Source organism: Bacillus sp. AFS018417, assembly GCF_002560985.1.
GTDB classification, from domain to species: Bacteria; Bacillota; Bacilli; order Bacillales; family Bacillaceae_G; genus Bacillus_A; species Bacillus_A rhizoplanae.
In genome coordinates, this window is sequence record NZ_NTTM01000004.1 from 89098 (window position 1) to 112399 (window position 23302).

Consider the following 23302-nt stretch of genomic DNA (forward strand, 5'->3'; position numbering starts at 1 on the left):
AAGATATTTCAGCTTTTCTTCTTGAATGTCCAGCTTGAAGGACTTTTATTACTGCCCTTATTACATATATCTTAATATATTTTGGGGCGTACTCTATCTATATGATAAATAATTTTGAAAAATAAGTCTATATTTTTCTGAATTTCCTTATTATATTTAGACTACTGAGCTCAGTGAAAATGATGTAAGTACTATATGAAAGGGGCATATACATGAGATCTAATCACGTTCCAGTTTTAATTATTGGAGGAGGTTTGACAGGTCTAACTTCTGCATTATTTCTTGCGCGTCATAAAGTCGATTATTTACTTATTGAAAGGCATGCTACGACTGCTATTCATCCGAAGGCAGGGGGCATTACTTTTCGTACGATGGAATTATTCCGAGAATTAGGATTAGAAAAAAACATTCGCGCTGCAGGAGAGTCACTAGAGAATTGCCGTGGAAGGATTGCTGTAAATACAATGGCTGAAGCAGACCCTGAAGAGTTAAAAAGGGCTAGAATAGCTCAGGCCGAAAATGATGAAAGTATGTCCGAAATAATTAGAAAGATTAGTCCGTCAAAGGTAACAGCTTGTTATCAAATTGATTTAGAACCGATGTTGCTGCAAGAGGCCCAAAAATTAGGCGGGAGGTTGTGGTTTAATCATGAACTTGTTTCTTACAAGCAGGATGCTATAGGAGTAACCGCTATTGTACGAGATCGTGAAACTAAGGAAGAACAGATGATTCATAGTGATTATTTAATTGCAGCAGATGGTGCCAAAAGTTCTATACGTAAACATGCAGACATTCCAACTACTGGTCGTGGTAATATCGGAGGCCATTATATAAACATTTACTTTCAAGCGGATTTGAGCGATCTCATAAAAGGAGATGCCTTTGGTTTCTCTATGATTTTACACCCTGAAGTTTTAGGTGCACTTATTCCAGTCAATAATAACGATCGGTGGATTTATCATGTTGCCTATAATCCTTTAAAAGGAGAAACACCTGAAGATTTTTCTGCAGAGCGTTGTCAAAAAATTGTTCAAAAAGCCATTGGGATACCAAATCTTAATGTGAAAATACTAAGCATTTCACCTTGGGAAGCGACAGAAAGTACAGCGGTACGTTTTCAGGATAATCGAGTTTTTTTAGCTGGTGATGCTGCTCATCTTATGCCGCCTACGGGAGGATTTGGTTCAAATACAGGTATTCAGGATGCTCACAATTTAGCTTGGAAATTAGCTGCTGTTATACATCATCAAGCTAATCCGAAATTACTGGAAACTTACCATGAGGAAAGGCATCCCGTTGTACAATTAACTACGGATTACGCAAGCAGTATATTGCTCCGTGCTGCGAATAAAGAAGATGATAATCTGAATAACATGGATAGCCTAGCTGTTACTGTAGGTTACAAATACCGTTCGGCAGCAATTATCGATCAAGATACAACTCCACATAGGATGGATCTTTTAGAGCTTGGCGGAAGGCCAGGAACACGCGCTCCGCATATGTGGGGTACTTATGAAGGAAAGCGTATTTCCATACTTGATTTACTGGGGAGAGACTTTGTACTATTTACTGGTTCAGAACATAACTCTTGGTCAACGGCGGCACATACTGTTGCTTCCCATTTAGGAACGAGCATTAATGTGTACCGTGTTTGTCCAAAAGGAGATTTTGTTGATCAGGACAACATTTTTGGAATGTTATATGGAATAAATCCTAAAGGGGCTGTACTCGTAAGACCAGATGGATGTATTGGCTGGCGTACAGAAGAAGGAGTATTAACCCCTGACTTAGTACTTGAAGAGGTGATGAATTGCCTATTATGCAATTCATCTTTAAATGAAAAATAATTTTGAGGGCTGTATTTAAAGTCTTTAGGTACTGAACTACTATTACGATAAAGAAATAATAATTAACTAGTAAAGGCTCTTCAAATTTAGAGAGCCTTTTTTCATATAAAGCATCCGGTAGTTCATTAACGTTTAGAATCTTTAGTAACATTAGGTTTTGAGATTCTTTTACCGTCTTTATAATCAAGACAAGAAACCTCAATCAACAATCCATTGAATACTGTAAAGTAGAAGCCATAACTACTACCTCTCATCTTATAAGGTTCTTTATCTATTTCAATACCGCCCTCTATTAAGCGATTATATACTTGATCAACTTCATTTGGTTCTTCTACTAAAAAACCAATGTGAAAAGCTTCTGGGTATGTCGCATCTTTTCCGCCTTTAAACGCTTTTGGATCACTTAATACAAGAATAAATCCATCATTATCACTCATGACTACAAGAGCTTTTCCTTTCTCTTCTAAACATTGAAAATCAAAAAATGTTTCAAAAAAAGCTTTCGCTGCCGATAAATCATCAACACATAAATTCAAATGATTCAGCTTCATTTACTCATCTCCTTTTAAACGGGGGAGTGTTAGGAAATGCAGATTTACAACTACCCTGATTTTAACGAATCTACTGAGACCTATTTCGAATTACAGATTATTTCATATAGATTACTATAAGCATCCATAGAGCCAAAGCACCAAGGATAGCAAGTGTTATACGCGTAGATAGTATCCGTACTTCGAAGTCGGTTTTCTTGGATGGTTCAGGATATGCAATTACGTAAATTCCTTTTAATAGCGCGAGCCATCCAATGAGTGTGATGAATCCCTGCCAGTTGAATGCCCATACATTATGCAGGATAATAGTGCCTAACCCTAAAAAAATCGATAGAAAGCCATACATAATCCCAAACCCTCTGTCTTCGACTACTAATTTTTTCAGCTCACGTAGTACTGATGGACGTATGAAAAGTATTCCTGATACGATAACCGTCACCCATCCCCAAAACAGTCCTAAAAAGGTGCTTGCTTCCATTAGCATCTCACTCCTTTTCATTATATTTATATTTCATGCATTTCCCCCTTTAGAACACTTTCGTGTGTAATCGAAAGGATGCCATACTTCAAGAATCATTTTGCGAATTTTGTGCGTTAAGGCTAAATCCCTCATAGGAAGTGTCGATTTTTTTTATTGCACAAATGAAGTAAAAGAGTTCCATAAACAAGTAATATATGATAAAATAAAACAGAAACATATGTTCTGTTTTTGTTCTGTGGTTACATATGTTTATGACTACTAAATATTTTAGAAAGAGGTGCTTGTGATGATTTTAGGTATTAACCCGTATTTAGTGACGAATGGTAATGGACAAGAAGCGGTTAAGTTTTACGAAAAGGCATTGGATGCAAAGGTTGAAATGCTTCAAACGTTTGGAGAAATGCCAGAAAATCCGGAATACCCACTTCCTGCTGAGGCAAAAGATCGTGTGTTACATGCACATTTAAAAATTGGGAATACGGATCTGATGATTTCTGATACGTTCCCAGGTCAGCCGGACGAAGTTGTTGGATCGCAAGTGACTATAGCAATTCATATACAAGGTGAAGAAAAAGCAAAAGAAGTATTTGCAAAATTACAAGACGGCGGTCAAGTCGTAATGCCGCTTCAAGAAACTTTCTGGAGCCCATTATACGGCCAATTGAAAGATAAATTCGGTGTACAATGGCAAGTTTCAACGGTTGCTTGCCAACAATAATTTATATAAGAAAGAGCTGACTATAAATGGTCAGCTCTTTCTATTTTTTGATATTATCCAGTTTTAGTGGCCCGACTACTCGCATATCGAACATCGTCGGAAGGTCTTTATCCCGCATTAACGGGCAGTATAGGCTGGAGAAGAGCGGGGAAGAAAACTGCCCGTAAAAGCCCGATTGGTTCAACTAACCATCAGTGAGAAAAGCGTCACTGATGGAAGTTTCACTTTATATTGTGTCGAAGCGCCGATAAATGCACCACTTCCGCCGATATATCGCAAATAACGCCGATATTTTTGCGGACACGTAAAAAGACAGTGGACTATCTTTTCTTTTTCCTTAATTTGTGTACTATAAGAGATAGAAAGATATACAGAAGGGGATTTTTGAATGGAATTTCATGAACAAAAAATATTACCAGCTGTTCGGCAAATTAAGGATTTAGAAAAGTTGTTACATAGTTCGTATGAATATATTGTAATTTTAGATATTCATGTCGGTCAGTTGAAAAGTGTCGTGGCGTTAGCGAAGCAGCATGGTAAGAAAGTCTTTTTACATGTTGATTTAATTCATGGCTTGCAAAGTGATGCGTATGCAACAGAATATGTATGCCAGGAGTTTCGTCCATATGGTGTGCTATCTACAAAATCTAGCGTAATTATGAAAGCGAAGCAAAAAGGTGTCGTTGCGATTCAACGCGTTTTCTTAATTGACTCTAGTGCAATGGAAAAAAGTTGTGCTCTTTTAGAAAAGACAAAGCCGGATTACATTGAAGTGCTGCCGGGAGCTTTAACGGACGTGATTGCAGAAATGAAAGAACGGACCGGATTATCTATTTTAGCAGGTGGATTTATACGTACAGTTGATGATGTGGAAAGAGCTTTAGAAGCTGGTGCAACAGCGATTACAACATCGAAAAAAGAGTTATGGAAACATTTTCATAAAAAGTGACAAAAATGTGGAAAATTTAATTGACACCGCTTTCATTTGCGGTTAACATTATAAACAAGTTAATAAACGTGACGGAGAAAAGAAGAGATCCACATTTCATTGTTTCTATGTTTCTATAGAAACTTGTATTTGTGGATTTTTTCTTTTGAAAAAAAGAATGGCCATTCAATTTTCCTCTTTCACTGAAAGCGTTTTAATTTGATTATGGAGGGGTTATATGTCACCATTTTTAGGGGAGCTAATAGGGACAGCAATACTAATCATTCTTGGCGGCGGTGTTTGTGCTGGTGTCAGCTTAAAGAAATCGTTTGCGCAAAATTCAGGATGGATCGTTATTACGATGGGATGGGGCTTAGCAGTTTCAATAGCTGCTTATGCAGTTGGATCAATTAGCGGAGCGCATTTAAATCCAGCGGTAACAATTGGACTTGCGTTTAAAGGAGCATTTCCTTGGAGTGACGTACCAGGTTATATCGCAGCACAAATGCTGGGGGCAATGATTGGGGCAGTTATTGTATATTTACATTACTTACCACATTGGAAAGAAACAGAAGATGCAGGCACAAAGTTAGGCGTATTTGCAACAGGACCGGCAATTCCAAATACATTTGCAAACCTTTTAAGTGAAATTATTGGAACTTTTATTTTAGTACTTGGTATTTTAGCAATTGGAGCAAATAAATTTGCGGATGGTTTAAATCCATTTGTCGTAGGTTTCTTAATTGTAAGTATTGGTTTATCATTAGGAGGAACAACTGGTTACGCAATCAATCCAGCACGTGACTTAGGACCTCGTATTGCACACTTCCTTCTACCGATTCCGGGAAAAGGCGGATCGAACTGGAAATACGCATGGATTCCAGTTGTAGGACCGATTTTAGGCGGATCATTAGCAGGACTATTCCATCAAGTTGTATTTGAAGGAAAGCAAAACTCAGCACTTATCTATGTAGTAATTGTAACAGTGATTGTTCTAGCAATCTCTTATATGACAAGTAAACAGAGCGGAAAAAATACAAATAGTAGAAAAGTAGCATAAGGGGGAAATACATATGGAAAAGTTTATTCTTTCATTAGACCAAGGAACAACAAGTTCACGTGCGATTCTTTTTAATAAAGAAGGTAAAATTGTACATGTTGCGCAAAAAGAATTTACACAACATTTTCCAAAGCCAGGCTGGGTTGAGCATAATCCACAAGAAATTTGGGGATCAATTTTAGCGGTTATTGCAAGTTGTTTAAGTGAAGCAAACGTAAAACCAGAGCAAATTGCGAGTATTGGGATTACAAACCAACGTGAAACAACAGTTGTATGGGAAAAAGAAACAGGAAAACCTGTATACAATGCAATTGTATGGCAATCTCGCCAAACAGCTGACATTTGTGACGAGCTAAAAGAAAAAGGCTATAACGATATGGTTCGTGAAAAAACAGGTCTTTTAATTGACGCATACTTCTCTGGTACAAAAGTAAAATGGATTTTAGATAACGTAGAAGGTGCAAGAGAGAAAGCAGAGCGCGGTGAATTATTATTCGGAACAATTGATACGTGGCTTGTATGGAAACTATCTGGTGGTAACGTTCACGTAACAGATTATTCCAATGCATCTCGTACATTAATGTATAACATTCATGAATTAAAATGGGACGAAGAGCTTCTTGAAATGTTAACAGTGCCAGCGAGCATGCTTCCAGAAGTACGTCCATCTTCTGAAGTATACGGTCATACAGTTGACTATCATTTCTTCGGTCAAAATGTACCGATTGCAGGTATTGCAGGTGACCAACAAGCGGCATTATTTGGCCAAGCTTGCTTCAGTGAAGGTATGGCGAAAAATACGTACGGAACAGGCTGCTTTATGTTAATGAATACAGGTGAAAAAGCAGTAGCATCTGAGCATGGCTTATTAACAACAATTGCATGGGGCCTAAACGGGAAAGTAGAATACGCATTAGAAGGTAGTATTTTCGTAGCAGGTTCTGCAATTCAGTGGCTGCGCGATGGACTGCGTATGTTCAAGGATGCAAGTGAAAGTGAAGCGTATGCGACTCGCGTTGCGTCAACAGAAGGTGTATATGTTGTACCGGCATTTGTTGGACTTGGAACACCATATTGGGATAGTGAAGTACGCGGCGCTGTATTCGGTTTAACACGCGGTACGACGAAAGAACATTTTGTACGTGCAACGCTTGAATCGTTAGCATATCAAACAAAAGATGTATTATGTGCGATGGAAGCTGATTCTGGTATTGAGTTAAAAACATTACGTGTAGATGGCGGCGCAGTGAAAAATAACTTCTTAATGCAGTTCCAAGGTGATATTTTAGGCGTGCCAGTAGAGCGTCCAGAAGTAAACGAAACAACAGCTTTAGGAGCAGCATATTTAGCGGGTCTTGCAGTTGGGTATTGGAAAGATCAAGAGGAAATCGCAGCACAGTGGAATATGGATAAGAGCTTTGCACCAGCAATGGAAGCGGGTACAAGTGAAGAGCTATATGCTGGCTGGAAAAAAGCAATTGAAGCAACGAAAGCTTTTAAATAATTATAAACAGTGTTATAATGATGATAAGTTAATAATTCGGTAGGAGATTTGGAGAGACCACAACACGCTATAGAAGCAATTCTATGGTGATGTTTGTGGTCTCTTTTTTTCGTAATTAAAAGGAGGAATTACCATGAAATTCTCAAGTAAACAACGTCAAAATGTTTTAAATGAAGTAAATAAACAAGAGTTAGACGTCATTGTTATCGGCGGCGGAATCACAGGTTCTGGGATTGCATTAGACGGAGCAAAACGCGGATTATCAACAGTTGTGTTTGAAATGCAAGACTTTGCAGCAGGTACATCAAGTCGTTCTACAAAGCTTGTTCACGGCGGTTTACGTTATTTAAAACAATTTGAAGTGAAAATGGTAGCTGAAGTTGGAAAGGAACGTGCGATTGTATATGAGAACGGCCCCCATGTAACAACACCAGAGTGGATGTTGCTTCCGTTCCATAAAGGCGGTACGTTTGGTGCATTTAGTACATCAATCGGTCTTCGTGTATACGACTTTTTAGCAGGCGTTAAGAAAAGTGAGCGCAGAAAAATGTTTAGCCGCGCAGAAACAATGAAGAGAGAGCCGCTTGTGAAACAAGATGGATTAAGAGGCGGCGGTTACTACGTAGAATATCGTACAGATGACGCGCGTTTAACAATTGAAGTTATGAAAGAAGCGATCAAACATGGCGCGAAAGCAGTCAACTATGCAAAAGTAGACGGCTTCTTATATAAAGATGGAAAAGTATGCGGCGTACGTGTAATCGATTTATTAGACGGAAAAGTATATGAAGTGTACGGTAAAAAAATTGTTAACGCGTCCGGCCCTTGGGTAGATACGCTTCGTGAGAAAGATAATTCGAAAAAAGGAAAAGTATTGCAGTTATCAAAAGGTGTTCACCTTGTTATTGATCAAAAACGTTTCCCATTAGGGCAAGCAATTTATTTTGACACACCAGATGGACGTATGGTATTTGCGATTCCACGCGGGGGAAAAACGTATGTAGGTACAACAGATACATTTTATGATAAAGACGCAGCGGTACCAAAAATGACAACAGAAGATCGCACTTATATTATTAACGCGATTAACTACATGTTCCCAACTGTAAACATTACAGAGAAGGATATCGAATCAAGCTGGGCAGGTGTTCGTCCATTAATTTATGAAGAAGGAAAGAGCGCATCTGAAATTTCTCGTAAAGATGAAATTTGGACTTCTGAATCTGGTTTAATTACAATTGCCGGCGGAAAGTTAACAGGATATCGTAAAATGGCAGAGATGGTTGTAGACTATGTCGCATCTTTACTACAAAAAGAAGGTCACGGTTCATACCCAGCAAGTTCAACGAAACATATGCCAATCTCTGGCGGTCATGTTGGCGGTTCTAAAAACTTCCCAACATTCATAGCGAAAAAAGCACAAGAAGGTAAAAAATACGGTTTAACAGCAGAGCAAGCAGAACAATTTGCGAAGTTCTACGGTTCAAACGTTGATGTACTCTTTGAATTAGCGAAGGAATATAAAGGAGATGCGGAGCGCCATAACATGCCGCTTGACGTACTTTTACCACTCGTATATGCGATGGAGTTCGAAATGACAACAAAGCCAGTTGATTTCTTCGTACGCCGTATGGGCGCTGTGTTCTTTAACATTCACTGGGTATATAAATGGAAAGATGCTGTAATCAATTTCATGGCAGCGACATTAAACTGGAGCGGGGAAGAGAAGCTGAAATATGCAGCTGAATTAGAAGCAGCATTAACGGATGCGGTTGTTCCGGCTGATCAGCAAGAGCATGCATGTGCGTTAGCGTAAAATGAAAACACACCATTTCTAAAGTTTTAGAGGTGGTGTGTTTTTCCTATTGAATCATTTGTTTCTGAATAGCTATATCTTACTTTAGTTTCCTCGAAAACGAAAAATAGAGTAATAGGAATAAGTGATTATTTAAGTAAGTAATCAATCAATAATAAATTTGAAGGAGTTGACATACAATGAATTAAGGAGAGAAAAATTGGAAAAAAGAAATCCTTGAAGCATTGAATCTTAAATAGGAATAAGTTATTATTCAAGTAAGTAATCAATCAATAACAAATTTAAGGGAGTTGACATATAATGAATCAGAGAAAGGAAAATCGAAAGGAAGAGATCCTTGAAGCTGGATTAGAGGTGTTTGCAGAAAAAGGTTATTATAATACCACTACAGCATTAATTGCAGAAAAAGCGGGTATTTCTCAGCCTTATATATTTAGATTTTTTAGAACAAAGGAAGAGTTGTTTGTCGCAGCTTTGGATAGAGCCTTCGAAAGGATCCTTGAAACATTCAAAAATGTGGAATCAACCCCGGAGCAAATCGTTATTGCAATGGTTGAGGCATATGAAAAGTTGTCCATATCACATCCTAATGAAATTGCCTTGCAAGTGATAGGACTTTCAGTTACAGAAGATGCAATAAGAAGTTGTACAAAAGCTGGTTTGTCTCGTATTAGAAGCTACATTTTGGAAAGGTTCCAATCAGCGAATGTTCCAAATGCAGAGAGGGAGGTAACAACTTTCTTAGCTAGAGGAATACTTTGTAACATTTCCTATTACTTAGATTTACCAGAGCTCATTCATAACTAAACAAAATAAGATAACCGATTCGTTTCGGTTTTTTATTTCAGTGTTAGTTATTGATTGATAAATAACTAATTAATTAATATAAGGGGGATTTATAAAATGAAAAAAGTAATTGTTTTAGGAGCAACAGGTGGAACAGGTCAAGCAATTGTTTCAGAATTGTTATCCAGGGGTATACAGGTTATTGCGTTCGGCCGTTCAGAAAATAAATTAAAAGAATTAATGAAAGAGCATGCTTCTACACCACTGTTAACTTATAAGCTGGGCGATATCTTCGATTACAGGACCATCATTGAGGCGGCAAAAGATGCAGATGTCATATTCCAATGTGCGAATGTTCAATATCATGAAATGGCGGAGAAGCTCCTTTTGCTTGGAGAAAATGTAATGAGGGCAGCAGATATTTTAGGTAAGAAAATAGTTATTATAGATGGAATATATGTTTACGGTCGTCAAGTAGCTAAGGGAGATGAAAATCATCCAAAACAACCTCATACAAAAAAAGGGAAGATTAGGGTGGAATTTGAAAATTTAATATTAGATAAGAAATGGAAAAATGCAAAAGCATTAATTGTTAGATTACCGGATTATTATGGTATAACTTCGCAGAACTCTTATTTACAACCTACATTGACCGGATTGGCAGGAAATAAAATTTCTATTTTTATTGGTAATCTAAAAACACCACGAGAATATGTCTATTTACCAGATGCTACAAAGATGATTGTGGAGATAGCAAACAAAGATGACTCTTATGGAGAGAACTGGAATATACCTGGTGCTGGATTAATTTCAGGGAAAGAAATAATAAAATTTGCACGTGAAATTACTGGGAATAAAAAATTAGTCATTCCATTAAATAAAAATGCAATTCGTATAAGTGGATTGTTTGATCCAGTTATGAAGGAAGTAGTAGAAATAATGTATCTTACAGAAGAAGGATTTACTCTAAGCGGAGAAAAATATGAAAATAGAATAGGTAAAATTATAGCTACACCTTATAAAGAGGGGTTAAAAGAAACATTAACTTTATTAATGGAAAAAATAAAAAAAGCAGAAGGTGAAAATCTAGACTAAAACTATGAGCAGAGAATAATGATGTATTTAAAATTGATTTTTTGTTATTGATTAATCACTAACAAAAAACGAATGGAAGATTGCTATTAATAATACGAAGGAAATCTTGGGGATTTTGGATTTGTAAAAGTGAAACCACATCATCTCTACAGTTCTAGAGGTGATGTGGTTTTTATTCCGCTATTCGTGGGCAGTAAGCCCCCTCACTGATGGAAGTTTCACTTTATTTCTTGGTAAAATGATGCCGAAATCGATATATACACGAATCACATATGATATTTTTTTGCAAAGTACACGTGTACAAACAGCTTGTCCCTTTTGCGCATAGTATGATAGTACATTATGCATGAAAGGATGTGATATTTTTTTGATAATTGAAATGATTAATGAATCGACAGGATTTTTAACAGGACTTCTACTTAGCTTCTTTTTTTTTACAATCCTTGTTGTTGTAGCCGGAATCACAGTGAAAAATTGGAGATTATTCCTTAAGTGGATGAACTTGTTAATCGTATATCATGCTTTTTTTTATGTGGGCGTTCGACCGTTTATTTATAAGACGAAGTTTCCACCTGTTGAGCAAATCATTTGGGGATTTGCAGCTGTATATCTTCTCATTAATGCTGTCATTCTATTTATTAAGTCACTGGAACACCGTAAAAAAGATTGATATAAAGTGAAACTTCCATCAGTGGGGGCTTCATCCCCCACATAGCTTCTTCGTTTTCTCTGCATCTTGAGGTGGGGGTCTTACTGCCCGTTAGTGCGGGATAAATTCATTTAAATAGCGAAACAAATGGAACAGAACGCAAATTCTTTTCTTCAAATGTACAAAAGAGCAACTTTATTTTAGATAAGGAGTGATAAATGATAAGACGCTTTAATGCATGGCTTGGTGACAAACTGGCCCTATGGTTTTCTACAATGGCTTGCTTTTATATCATTTTTGGGCTTGTAATTGTGCCGCTTTTCTTTCAGCATCCAAATACTCTTGTGGAATGGGTAGAGTACGTAGTACAGACGATCTTTCAAGGCATTGCCTTACCTGTCATCGGATATGTGGCAAGGATTGCCGGGGAAAAAGATGAAAAGGTCATAGGTGAAACTCATGATACGGTGATGGAGGAATTGGCTCTAGTAAAGGAAGAATTAGCACTAGCACGAGAACAGTACGATACTTTACAAAAAGTTGAAAAGATTATAAGTGAGACTCATGGTACAGTGATGGAGGAATTGACTTTAGTAAAGGAAGAATTGGAAATGGCACGAGAACAGCATGTTGTTTTACAAAAAGTCATAGACGAATTACAACAACATTTGAAAGAAAAATAGACTTTAACGATCCCACAACGCGGGTCGTTTTTTTGTGTGATAGATATACATTGAAATGGAAAGAAAATAAAAATCATAATCTATAAAGTTTCACTTTATAATCAAAAGAAAACGTTGTTGACGAAGAACTGGGATATATCAAAAAGACATGTTTTTCAAAGGAGTGTTCTTTCATGTTCATAAAATCTGTAAATTTAGCTATTCGCTTTCTTCTAGAGTTATGCGCCCTTGCATCACTAGGTTATTGGGGATTTCAAGTTGGGAAAAGTGTGTATACAAAATTTGTTTTTGGTATTGGCTCACCACTACTTTTTGCGATATTATGGGGGACTTTCATTGCACCTAAAGCATCATTGAAATTGCCAGAACCGTACAAGTTTCTTCTGGAATTCGTAATCTTCGGAGTTACCTCATCCGCTCTGTATTTTGTTGATAAACCAATCTTAGCCATTATTCTTGGAATGGTATTTATAATTAACCGCATTTTACTCATTCTTTGGAAACAATAATTAGAAATATCAACTAGTTCAGCGCAAGTAATAGGTTGATGCCACGCATTACTTCTCGTTTTTTTAATAAGAAAATCAACAGTTAAATTTAACAGAGCTATTTAATTAACGGGGCAGGGTAATGGAATAAGAGGTTGTTAGATTGATAAGTATCTCTTATATGTATCATAAAGTTTCGGATCATTTTACCGGAATAAAAGATATTGTACGATGAAATTAAGTATGAAGTGAAAGGAAATGATGCCAATGCTTACGTTTCGGCTTGTTGATGTAGAAAAGGATAAACAGACTATTATTAGATTTTTTACAGATACAGGTGAAGAACTTGAGTTTAATGAGAGTGAATATATAAAGTATGCGAAGCAAAAGCAAGTGAATTTTCCTGAAGGATTTGTTCTATTGGAAGGTGATCAACAGGCGGTTGGGGAATTAGTTCTTAGGTACGATAGCTATGAAGGACGAGAGATTGGCTATGTAAGTTTTGTGTATGTAATTCCCGAGGGCCGCGGGAAGGGATATGGTAATGAACTTTTTCAGTATGCGGAGGATCAGTTTAAAAAACGTAATGTATTTGAATATCATCTCCGCGTTGCACAGTCCAATGTAAGGGCCATCAAATTCTATGAAAAACAAGGACTCGAAATAATAGGGGAAGAGCGAAATTCTTACAATCAACGTTGTTGGAGAATGGGGAAAAAGATGTAGATAGGCAAAGAAAATGTATATATAGAAATTCATAAAGCGGTGGTCGTATTGAAACGGAAACTTCCTAATAAAATTCATATCATAGGTTCTGTTGGAAGCGGGAAAACAACTTTAGCAAGAACGTTATCTTCGGAGTTACAGATTCCATATTACGAGCTAGATAACGTTGTGTGGAGAAGGTCTGAAAATGGAGATATAAGAAATACGCCTGAAGAAAGGGATAAGCAACTTCATCATATTGTTAGTTCAAATGCTTGGATTGTTGAAGGCGCTCATCATAAATGGGTATCTCAAAGTTTTCAACATGCAGATATGATCATATTTTTAGATGTAGCGCTTTCGAAAAGGATATATAGAATAATAAAACGGTTTATTTTGCAATTATTAAGACTTGAAAAGGCGAACTATAAACCTACTTTCAAAATGTTTCTGAAGATGTTTAAGTGGACGAACGACTTTGAAAGGGAGAGTAGAGCTGAAATTTTGTATATGTTGAGTCAGTATAACGATAAACTTTTTGTTCTAAAAGATAACGGAGAAGATGATATGTCACATGCCCATCAACTTAAGAAAAGTAAATACCTCCAAAACGAAAAAATGAGCTGACTTCTCAAAATAATGAACTGTAGAGAAAGAAAACTTTCATTTAGGGGGTACTTCAAAACCTTAGCTTGATGGACATGCGGTCGACCCCCTATTGAGAATATAAATTAATATCAAACAAGATTAAATAAACGATTTAGGAGTGTTATATCATGTCATTTGGAATTGATGTCAGTCACCATAATGGGACAATTGATTGGAATCAAGTAAAGAATGATCGTAACCAAGTAAACTTTATGTTTGCAAAAGTAACAGAGGGCTCTGAGCAAGGTACCAATTATGTAGATCCAACCTTTCAATACAATATAAGTGGTGCTAATAATGTTGGCATACTTACAGGAGCTTACCACTTTTTTCGAGCAATCTCTATTGATGATGCAAAAAAAGAGGCTGCTCTCTTTATTCGAAATTTAAAGAGTGTAACATTAACTGCACCTGTATTTGTGGATGTAGAAGTCAATGATGGGAATTTAGATCCAAATACATTAACAGATGCTGTGAGTGCGTTTTTAACGGAATTAAAAAATGCAGGATATACAAATAACGGAGTTTATAGCAATCTATATTTCTTTAAAAATAGTCTAAATCCTTCGCGTTTACAAAATACGTTATTGTGGATTGCGCGTTATAATGAAAGAGGTGCAGGAATTAATTGTGATATCTGGCAATACACAGATGGTGGAAAAGTACAAGGGATTAATGGGAATGTCGATTGTAATACATCCTATATAGATTTGAATATCAGTAATAATGGAGCTGGTAGCACCTATATTGATTTGGGTATCAGTAATAATAATGGAGCTAGTAGCACCATTATAGGAATTACTACAATCACAGGTGATAATGTGAATGTAAGGGATCAACCTTCTATGAGTGGCAATGTGATTCGTAAATTACATCATAATGAGTCGTATAAAGTATTTTACGAACAAAATGGATGGTTAAATTTAGGGGGAAATCAATTTATTTATTACGACCCTAGTTATATTTGTTACTGTAACTATATAGGGATTGCTACTATTACAGGTGATAATGTGAACTTAAGGGATCAGCCTTCTATGAATGGCAATGTGATTCGTAAATTACATCATAATGAGTCCTATAAAGTATTTTACGAACAAAATGGATGGTTAAACTTAGGGGGAAATCAATTCATTTACTATGACCCTAGTTATATAGATTATAAATTACTTTCTATATGTTCTGATTGTTAAACAATGGACAAGCTTAAAAGAGTATACGCTACGATTGTGAAAATCTCTAGTAATAGAATAGAGGGTACAACACATGCCCATTAGGCTAGCCCTTGACTAGACTTTTTCTTAGTTTAATAGATAACAAAACCCTCACTGAAGTGAGGGTTTTGTTATATCTAGCAAGGTTTATACAAATAAGCTTAGTAATAACGTAAATCCTAATCCCGATACGGAAATAATAGTTTCAAGTAAGGTCCATGTTGCAAATGTTTCTTTCATGCTTAAACCAAAATATTCTTTGAACATCCAGAAACCAGCATCGTTCACGTGTGAAGCAATTAAACTACCAGCTCCTGTTGCAAGGACAACTAAAGCAAGGTTAACGTCTGTGTTACCTAACATCGGAATTACTAAACCGACAGTTGTTAATGAAGCAACTGTAGCAGATCCTAAGGAAATACGTAAGATAGCAGCAATAATCCATGCAAGCAAGATCGGTGATAATGAAGTATCTTTGAATAATTCGGCTACATAGTTACCAACGCCGCCATCAATTAATACTTGTTTGAAGGCACCGCCTCCACCAATGATTAAGAGCATCATCCCAATATTTGAGATCGCTGTTGTACAAGATTCCATCACGTTTTTGATTGGAATATTTCTTGCCAATCCCATTGTATAGATCGCAACTAATAAGGAAATCAACATGGCAGTATCCGCATTCCCAATAAACTGGATCGCTGCTAGTAAACTATTATCTTTAAATCCCATTGTTTTTTGCAGCAAAGTAATAATCGTAGCGATTGCCATTAAAATAACAGGTAGTAAAGCGGTAAAAACACTGATTCCAAAACTAGGTGTGTCTTCAAGTTTAAATACTTTCTGTTCACCTAGAGATTTTATATTACCAGTTTTGTTGAATGCTTCAGGTACTAGCTTTTTCGCAATTTTAGTAAATACAGGTCCAGCTAAAATAACTGTTGGAACCGCTATCATAAAACCATAAAGTAATACTTCACCAATGTTTGCATGCAATTCACCAGCAATAGCGGTTGGTCCTGGGTGTGGTGGTAAAAATCCGTGTGTTACAGATAAAGCTGCTGCCATCGGAATACCGAGATACAAGATGGAAACTTTTAATTCTCTTGAAATGGCAAATACAATCGGAATTAATAATACTAATCCTACTTCAAAAAATAATGCAATACCGATAATAAATGAGGCAGTCACGACAGCCCATTGAATGTTCTTTTTACCAAATTTGTTCACAAGAGTCATGGCAATGCGTTGTGCGCCCCCAGAATCTGAGAGCAACTTGCCTAACATCGCACCAAGTCCAAAAACGAGTGCTAAATGGCCAAGTGTGCCGCCTAATCCTGCTTCAATCGTTTTGACAATTTTTTCTGGCGGCATTCCAAGTGCTAAAGCAACACCAAATGATACAATGATTAATGAAATAAAAGTGTTTAATTTAAAGCGCATTATCAGTAAAAGTAATGCTAAAATCCCAATTGCTACAATGACTAATGGCATCGTAATTTCCCCCTAATATTAGCTGTATTTGTGTTTATCCCCTATTTTTTTGCAGTAATCCCCAACCTCAAATTTCAATGAGAGACGAGGAAGTGGGGGATCACTGATGAAAGTTTTACTTTATTAAATTTCTTTGATAATTAGCAATTCGTGTATAATCTTCTTCTAATGCTCTAGATAAGTTAATAAATATCGGCAGTAATTGTCTGTATTCTTTTGTTGCTTCTTCTTTCGGTGTGTGTTTGTAGGTGCTGCCAACCATTTCGGAAACGATTTCAAAAGAATCAATTTTTCCTGTAGCATAGAGACCTAATATACATGCACCTAGACAGGAGCTTTCGTAGCTTTTTGGAACAACGACTTCAGATGCGAAAATATCGGACATCATTTGTCGCCAAACGTCAGACCTTGCGAAGCCTCCTGTTGCTTGAATACGGGTCACAGGACTGTCCATGCATTCAGTTAATGCTAAAAATACAGTATATAAATTATAAATAACGCCTTCTAAGGCTGCACGAATCATATGTTCCTTCTTATGTGACATCGTTAAACCGAAGAATGAGCCACGTACATCTGGATTCCATAATGGCGCACGTTCACCTGCGAGATATGGATGGAATAATAATCCGTCTGCACCAGGTCTCACGCGTTCAGCAATTTTCGTTAATACATCGTATGGATCAATTCCTAGTCTTTTTGCAGTTTCTACTTCTGATGAAGCAAGTTCATCGCGAATCCAGCGAAGGACCATTCCGCCATTGTTTACCGGTCCACCAATTACCCAATGCTTTTCCGTTAGGGCATAACAGAATATTCTTCCTTTTTTATCCGTTTGCGGCTTGTCGATGATGGTTCGAATAGCACCGCTTGTCCCAATTGTGACCGCAATCTCGCCTTTTCTAATTGCATTCACACCTAGATTAGAAAGCACTCCATCACTGGCACCAATGACAAATGGTGTTTGTGGATCGATACCAATCTTTTTGGCTAAATCCGGATTGCAGTTGCTATATATCGTAGTGGTTGGTACGAGCTCAGATAATTGAGCAGGTGTTATACCAGCAATTTTTAAAGCTTCTTCATCCCAATCTAGCGTTTGTAGATTCATCATCCCCATGCATGAAGCGAGGGAATGATCGACAACATATTGATCAAAAAATTTCTTAAAGATATATTCTTTTATTCCGATATATTTTTTCGTTTTGGCAGCGATTTCAGGATGGTCATTCACAATCCAAGTAATTTTACTTAACGGTGACATGGGGTGAATAGGTGTTCCTGTTCGTCTATAAACTTCATGGCCATTCAGTTCATCTTTGATTTTATGTGCCCATGCCTCACTGCGATTATCTGCCCAGGTGATACAAGGTGTCAGCGGCTGATCATTTTCATCCATGGCAATGACACTATGCATAGCGCTGCTAAATGAAATAAACGACGGTTTTTTATCTGAATGATGTTTCGTTATATTTGAAATCGCTCGCAAAACAGCCTGAAAAATCTCTTCTGGATCTTGTTCAGCTGTGGAAATATCCGGTGTGCGAAGTGGGTAACCAATATTCTCTGTTTGGATGACTTCGCCTTTTTCAGTGAATAATACTGCTTTGGTACTTGTTGTACCAATATCTATACCTAACATATAGCTACTCATGTTCTTGCTCTACTCCTTTAGATAACATTTGTTGTGACATCCAGAGGTCTTCAACTTTCCCTTGAACATCATCAAAGTTTTGATGTAAGGCCTTAATCATGAGGGCTCGATCTTTTGATTCGATTGCTTTTATATAAAGCTCATGATTTTTAATAACCCGTTCAAAGTCTTCGTACTTTTCTTTGAAACGGGTACGCATTGATAAAAGAATTAAGCTTTCCATAACAGGTTTTAAATTATTCCAAATCATCAGGATGTAGGAATGCTCAATGGTGCGAATAATCGTTTCATGGAATAAGAGATCTTGATAAGAAAATTCATCAGCATCATGATATTTAATGGCAATTTTCATCATTTCCATAATTTTATTCAGTTCTCTTACTAACTCATTCGTGTCCATCTTTACAAGCCGTTCAAAGATAAACGTTTCTATAAGTAAACGGACATCATATATTTCTTCGATGTCTTTTTCGGTTAAACCAATGACAACTGCACCCATTCTTTCTAAGCGAATGATATTTTCAGATGCTAGTACTTTCAATGCTTCACGAACGGGTGACCGACTTACAGAAAAATCGGCAGCTAGTTTATTTTCCGATAGAATGGTACCGCTTTCAAATTTACCTGCAATAATACGCATTCTTAGTTCGCTTGCAACACGATCACCAGTAGAAGCTTTTGAAAGCCATTTTTCAGGATAAAGAAATTCCATTGATTCCGTCATAACTTCACCTCATGTTAATCAAGTATACTTGTATACAAGTATTATAACTCGGATTTTTAATTATGCAAGCGCTTTTACTTTTTGTTTCAATTCTTTTCGATGGTAATAAAAGGGAAAAAGTCTTGAAATCATACTAGATTGAAAAAGAGGATGTTACGGTTCTATAACGAAATAGGTTTAGAAGATAAAGGGGGGCGATATGATGAACATGAAAATGAAGAACGGTTTGGGGAACATGTATAAAAATTATAATAAAAGGGAGTTTTTCTATTGAAACAAGCGTTGCTTATTATTGATGTTCAACAAGAATTAGTTGATGGAAATGATAAAAGCAAAAGTGTACGGAATAAAGACGTATTATTAGATAATATTAATTTTGTTATTAATAAAGCATTAGAATCACAAATTTTAATCGTCTTTATAAGGGATAAAGATGTTGCTGACGGCAAAGGTCCAGGGTTCCAAATACACCCAAAGTTAAAGGTGCCAACCACTGCAAAAATATTTGATAAAGCGGCTACAAATTCGTTTTACGGTACGCCATTAATGGGTTTTTTAAAGGACAATGAGATTGAGCATCTTGTTATTATGGGATGTAAAACAGAACACTGTATTGACACAGCGGTTAGAACGGCAACGGTGAATCATTTTGATGTTACTTTAGTTGGGGATGGTCATTCGACGACAGATTCTTCGACCTTATCTGCCGAACAGATAATAAGTCATCATAATGAAATACTTCATGGTCATTATAATGTTGACAATTTTTCTGTTGTTCGGACTACTCAAGAAGATTTGTTTCAACCAATCCATAATAATTACCGGTAAATCGCTTCTCTTAACTTAAGAAGATCGGAAAAACATGATTGATCTTTGGCAATCGGGCGTGATTGTCGAAGATTTCAACTTATATTTACAATGTAGTGCTTTGAGAAAAAAACAAAACCTTCAAAAAATCCCCCCTACTTTTTAAACAAAAAGTAGGGGAGGATGGTGTTTTAATAAACTTGGGAAAATGAATACATTTCATTGCTAGTAAGAACACCATCCGTTTGTTTAAGTACATGTATATAAAAGCTAAGGTTTTCTAAGTAGTTTGTCATTACCTTTTACAGATATTTTAAAAATACGCATGCCAAATAAATCCTGAATGAAATATTTGAAGCATTGCTCGATTCTGAAGTAACGGAATTGCTTAGAATTTATAATTTGTTAATTAGTAATCAAATAAAATTATCTTCTAAAAATTAAATTATGGTATGTGAATCATATGATTTTTTAGGAGGAGATAGCGATGAGCATGAAAACCATGAACGCTGTATTAGGATCAACACCAGAACATTACAATAAATTAGGTCTTAAAAAAGGACAAATAGAAAAATGGGAAGACGGTATGCGTACGGATGGAAGTGAAGGGACTTATGAATGGTGGTACTTCGACACTCATTTGAATGATGGTTCAAAACTGGTGATTGTATTCTTTACAAAACCATATATTGAAAGTAACAAACCACTTACTCCTTTTGTTACTTTCAATCTTGATCTTTCTGATGGACGTACCATCAAAAAAATCTATCAGACTTCAGAAAAAGACTTTTTCGCCTCTAAAGATCAATGTGAAGTCCGTATTGGACCAAACAACTTCAAAGGCGATTTAAATACTTATCAAATCCATATCGAAATTGATGATGTCTTAGCTGATATCACGATTAAAGGTGCGGTTCCCTCTTGGAGACCAGAAACTGGTCATTGGTTCTATGGAAACGGTGAAGAGAAGTATTTTGCCTGGTTACCATCTGTTCCCTATGGAATCGTAGAAGCAGACATAAAAATAGATAATACTATTCAGCATTATACTGGTACTGGATACCACGATCATAACTGGGGGAATACTCCCATGATGGAGCTTATGAATAACTGGTATTGGGCGCGTGCACAAATTGGGGATTATACAGTGATAGCTTCATTTATTACGGCTGAACAAAAGTACGGATACGAAGCATTCCCTATTTTCATGCTGGCTAAAGAGAATGAGATTATCGTTGATAACGAAAGAAACGTTCGTTTCACGGCATGTAATAAGTATGTAGACCCTGTTACTGGAAAACCAGTAGCAAACACAACTGTGTACGACTACAAAGATGATATACACCATTATACTATTACATTTGAACGAGAGAAAAATCTTGTAGTCCACAAATTTATAGATGAATTAACAGGTGAAATAAAAGAATCAGCTATACAGTCCGGCTTTGATGGGGCTTATCTGAGATTCACTGGTGATGTTCAGCTAGAGCGATTTGAAGGTGATGAAGTGGTGGAAACACTGAACGAAAAGGCGATATGGGATCTGATGTATTTTGGGAAAGTTCGCCAGTAACTTGTTTTAAATAAAAAGATCCACAGTTTTCTTTTTAACACTGTGGATCTTTTTATATTATTAATTTTATGGCCAAAACCTTCAATAATCAGTAAATACCGATGATTACACGTTTTCTAAGTGGTATAGAAGTTGTTTTAGAACTTTCTCCAATAATATATGTCACCGCATGCTTTAGAGCATTTTGCTAGAGAGGTAGGATCTATTCAACGAAGAAGCAAATATTGTGCACAAGATTTAGTGACGCTTCAATAAAAGAATTATGTAGTATAAACTTAGTAACTTATTCATGGGGTTAGAAAGGGGAAAAAGAAATGCAATATCCAATGTTCTTATCTAAGAGATTAACAATACGCCCATTTCAATTGGATGATGCTCCGAAAGTTCAAGAATTAGCAGGGGATAAAGAGGTGGCAAAAACTACTACAATTATTCCTCATCCATATCCCGATGGCTGGGCAGAAGAGTGGATTACATCTACTTATAAAGCTATGGATAAAGGGGACAGTTTCCACTTTGCAATGGTTAATGAGCAAAATATGCTTATAGGCTGTATATATCTTTTTATCAATAAAAAACACAACAAAGGAGAACTGGGCTATTGGGTAGGTAAATCATACTGGGGTAAAGGGTACTGTACAGAAGCGGGGAAAGTCATTGTTAAGTACGCATTTGAAGAATTAAGTCTAAATCGTATTTATGCTGATGCTTTCACTAAAAATCCTGCCTCTAGTAAAGTCATGCAAAAATTAGGATTGAAACATGAAGGAACATTTAAACAGAGCTGTTTGTACCGGGGAGTTTATGAAGATATTGTTTTTTATGGTTTGACAAGGTCTGATTATTACAAGGGGTAGCGCCACATCACTATCAAGCTAACATTTTGATGTCGGACGACAAAAATTTGGGTAGTTGTATGACTGTATCTTTAAAATAAAGGTTGATTGAATTAACTCTATAAACATTAATAAAAGAAGAAACAGAAAGAGTGTATTTTGAAAAAAGATTGATCAAAATACACTTTTTCCTTTCAGGATATTATTACATTTTAGAAGCTTCCATACCTATGTTAGCCCATTCATCTTTCGATGGACCATAAATACCAGGAACCATTAAACCCGCTTTTATCATGTGTCCTCGATGATGTATTTGATGTTGGATTAAAAATAGTAAAAGAATTGCGAAATGTGTAAAGTGAGATTGATTGAGCGTAGGATAGTGGACACTATTACATTCGGATGTGCCACGATCTTTTAAAGAGTTAAGTTTGGATAAGAAATATTATACTTTTCTGAAGTCTTAATAAGCTTTTGTAATACTTCTAGAGGAGGAGGACCTTCAGGTATTTTCATTCCATCTCGATAAGGTACACCTAAGTCTTTTATAAAACTATCAAAACCTGAAGGGTATGCAGTAACCAGGCATTTAGCTGTATCTGAAGTAACTTTAAGTGTATGGGGAATACCGCGTGGGGCAAATACATAATCGCCGGCTTTTGCTGAGATAATCTCATCGCCCACGAAAAATGTGATTTCTCCTTCTAACACGAAAAATGTTTCATCTTCTTTTTCATGAACATGTAACGGAGGACCATCACTTTTCTTACTAGAAGTATGAATTACACAAAATTCTCCATTAGTATCTTCACCACTTACAAGAATAGAAGCGAGACTATTTAAAAAAAGGTATGTGTTATTTTCATGGGTGTTACGGTGCATTATCTTTACTTTGTTTTGTTTATCAACAGACATTTCACCATCTCCCTTGCTCAGTATTCATTTATAAACGTAGCATATAAGGTGTAACAATTAAAATATTTATGCTCAGCCATTAATTCACTGAACATGATTTCATTTAAACAATTTTTTATACAGAAAAAGCCG

The 23302-nt window shown here is 36.4% G+C and carries 23 protein-coding genes and 1 pseudogene; 17 read left to right on the forward strand and 7 right to left on the reverse strand.

The window, feature by feature from the left end; genetic code table 11:
- Positions 1-212: 212 nt before the first annotated feature.
- Positions 213-1847 carry an FAD-dependent oxidoreductase gene (locus CN326_RS02615; protein WP_098305937.1) on the forward strand — a complete coding sequence of 545 codons (1635 nt, stop codon included), beginning with the start codon at positions 213-215 and terminating at the stop codon, positions 1845-1847.
- Between the two features lie 125 nt (positions 1848-1972).
- Here the strand turns inward: CN326_RS02615 and CN326_RS02620 are convergent, their stop codons facing one another.
- Together CN326_RS02620 and CN326_RS02625 are read right to left on the reverse strand one after the other, a co-directional pair.
- Positions 1973-2398, reverse strand: coding sequence for a VOC family protein (locus CN326_RS02620; RefSeq protein WP_098305939.1), 426 nt, complete (start codon positions 2396-2398; stop codon positions 1973-1975).
- Positions 2399-2495: 97 nt separating this feature from the next.
- Positions 2496-2876, reverse strand: a complete 381-nt coding sequence (locus CN326_RS02625) for a hypothetical protein (protein ID WP_098305941.1) — start codon at positions 2874-2876, stop codon at positions 2496-2498.
- A 289-nt stretch (positions 2877-3165) separates the two neighbouring features.
- Between CN326_RS02625 and CN326_RS02630 the strand changes: the two genes are divergently transcribed.
- The 13 genes from CN326_RS02630 to CN326_RS02690 all read left to right on the forward strand — a co-directional run bounded on the left by CN326_RS02630 (position 3166) and on the right by CN326_RS02690 (position 15149).
- A complete protein-coding gene (locus tag CN326_RS02630; RefSeq protein ID WP_098305943.1) occupies positions 3166-3597 on the forward strand; it encodes a VOC family protein in 432 nt (143 codons plus the stop codon).
- A 388-nt stretch (positions 3598-3985) separates the two neighbouring features.
- On the forward strand, positions 3986-4546 hold the full coding sequence (locus CN326_RS02635) for a glycerol-3-phosphate responsive antiterminator (RefSeq protein ID WP_098305945.1): 561 nt from the start codon (positions 3986-3988) through the stop codon (positions 4544-4546).
- Positions 4547-4763: 217 nt separating this feature from the next.
- Positions 4764-5585 (forward strand): MIP/aquaporin family protein, encoded by an 822-nt coding sequence (locus tag CN326_RS02640; RefSeq protein ID WP_098305947.1) that lies wholly within the window; start codon positions 4764-4766, stop codon positions 5583-5585.
- Between the two features lie 13 nt (positions 5586-5598).
- Positions 5599-7089, forward strand: a complete 1491-nt coding sequence (gene glpK / locus CN326_RS02645; protein ID WP_098305949.1) for a glycerol kinase GlpK — start codon at positions 5599-5601, stop codon at positions 7087-7089.
- A gap of 133 nt (positions 7090-7222) precedes the next feature.
- Positions 7223-8905 carry a glycerol-3-phosphate dehydrogenase/oxidase gene (locus tag CN326_RS02650; RefSeq protein WP_098305951.1) on the forward strand — a complete coding sequence of 561 codons (1683 nt, stop codon included), beginning with the start codon at positions 7223-7225 and terminating at the stop codon, positions 8903-8905.
- Between the two features lie 300 nt (positions 8906-9205).
- Positions 9206-9712: a TetR/AcrR family transcriptional regulator gene (locus CN326_RS02655; RefSeq protein WP_098305953.1), complete on the forward strand. Its 507-nt coding sequence runs from the start codon at positions 9206-9208 to the stop codon at positions 9710-9712.
- Between the two features lie 96 nt (positions 9713-9808).
- Positions 9809-10786, forward strand: coding sequence for an SDR family NAD(P)-dependent oxidoreductase (locus CN326_RS02660; protein WP_098305955.1), 978 nt, complete (start codon positions 9809-9811; stop codon positions 10784-10786).
- Positions 10787-11153: 367 nt separating this feature from the next.
- The gene (locus CN326_RS02665) at positions 11154-11456 is read left to right on the forward strand and encodes a hypothetical protein (RefSeq protein WP_098305957.1); all 303 of its coding nucleotides are present in this window, start codon (positions 11154-11156) and stop codon (positions 11454-11456) included.
- A gap of 197 nt (positions 11457-11653) precedes the next feature.
- Positions 11654-12118, forward strand: a complete 465-nt coding sequence (locus CN326_RS02670) for a hypothetical protein (protein WP_098305959.1) — start codon at positions 11654-11656, stop codon at positions 12116-12118.
- A gap of 173 nt (positions 12119-12291) precedes the next feature.
- On the forward strand, positions 12292-12627 hold the full coding sequence (locus CN326_RS02675; protein WP_098305961.1) for a YrdB family protein: 336 nt from the start codon (positions 12292-12294) through the stop codon (positions 12625-12627).
- A 246-nt stretch (positions 12628-12873) separates the two neighbouring features.
- Entirely contained in the window at positions 12874-13332 is a 459-nt protein-coding gene (locus CN326_RS02680; protein ID WP_176524517.1) for a GNAT family N-acetyltransferase, read from the forward strand.
- Between the two features lie 48 nt (positions 13333-13380).
- Positions 13381-13938, forward strand: coding sequence for a P-loop NTPase family protein (locus CN326_RS02685; protein WP_098305965.1), 558 nt, complete (start codon positions 13381-13383; stop codon positions 13936-13938).
- Positions 13939-14087: 149 nt separating this feature from the next.
- The gene (locus CN326_RS02690) at positions 14088-15149 is read left to right on the forward strand and encodes a GH25 family lysozyme (protein ID WP_098305967.1); all 1062 of its coding nucleotides are present in this window, start codon (positions 14088-14090) and stop codon (positions 15147-15149) included.
- A 168-nt stretch (positions 15150-15317) separates the two neighbouring features.
- On the opposite strand, the gene gntP is transcribed toward CN326_RS02690, so the two are convergent.
- From gntP to gntR, 3 genes are all read right to left on the reverse strand, one after another.
- Positions 15318-16664: a gluconate permease GntP gene (gene gntP / locus CN326_RS02695; RefSeq protein WP_098305969.1), complete on the reverse strand. Its 1347-nt coding sequence runs from the start codon at positions 16662-16664 to the stop codon at positions 15318-15320.
- A gap of 115 nt (positions 16665-16779) precedes the next feature.
- Positions 16780-18315: a gluconokinase gene (gene gntK, locus CN326_RS02700; protein ID WP_098305971.1), complete on the reverse strand. Its 1536-nt coding sequence runs from the start codon at positions 18313-18315 to the stop codon at positions 16780-16782.
- Positions 18308-19039, reverse strand: a complete 732-nt coding sequence (gene gntR / locus CN326_RS02705) for a gluconate operon transcriptional repressor GntR (RefSeq protein ID WP_098305973.1) — start codon at positions 19037-19039, stop codon at positions 18308-18310. The genes gntK and gntR overlap by 8 nt, the downstream gene beginning before the upstream one ends.
- Before the next feature lie 270 nt (positions 19040-19309).
- On the opposite strand from gntR, the gene CN326_RS02710 reads away from it, so the two are divergent.
- From CN326_RS02710 to CN326_RS02720, 3 genes are all read left to right on the forward strand, one after another.
- Positions 19310-19867, forward strand: a complete 558-nt coding sequence (locus tag CN326_RS02710) for a cysteine hydrolase family protein (protein WP_098305975.1) — start codon at positions 19310-19312, stop codon at positions 19865-19867.
- A 466-nt stretch (positions 19868-20333) separates the two neighbouring features.
- The gene (locus CN326_RS02715; RefSeq protein ID WP_098305977.1) at positions 20334-21419 is read left to right on the forward strand and encodes a hydroxyneurosporene dehydrogenase; all 1086 of its coding nucleotides are present in this window, start codon (positions 20334-20336) and stop codon (positions 21417-21419) included.
- Between the two features lie 314 nt (positions 21420-21733).
- Positions 21734-22276: a GNAT family N-acetyltransferase gene (locus tag CN326_RS02720; RefSeq protein ID WP_098305979.1), complete on the forward strand. Its 543-nt coding sequence runs from the start codon at positions 21734-21736 to the stop codon at positions 22274-22276.
- A gap of 184 nt (positions 22277-22460) precedes the next feature.
- Here CN326_RS02720 and CN326_RS02725 read toward each other — a convergent pair.
- Positions 22461-22595, reverse strand: a pseudogene (locus CN326_RS02725) (DinB family protein); the annotation flags it as partial.
- 77 nt (positions 22596-22672) lie between these two features.
- Positions 22673-23170, reverse strand: coding sequence for a quercetin 2,3-dioxygenase (locus CN326_RS02730; protein WP_098305981.1), 498 nt, complete (start codon positions 23168-23170; stop codon positions 22673-22675).
- Positions 23171-23302: the final 132 nt, after the last annotated feature.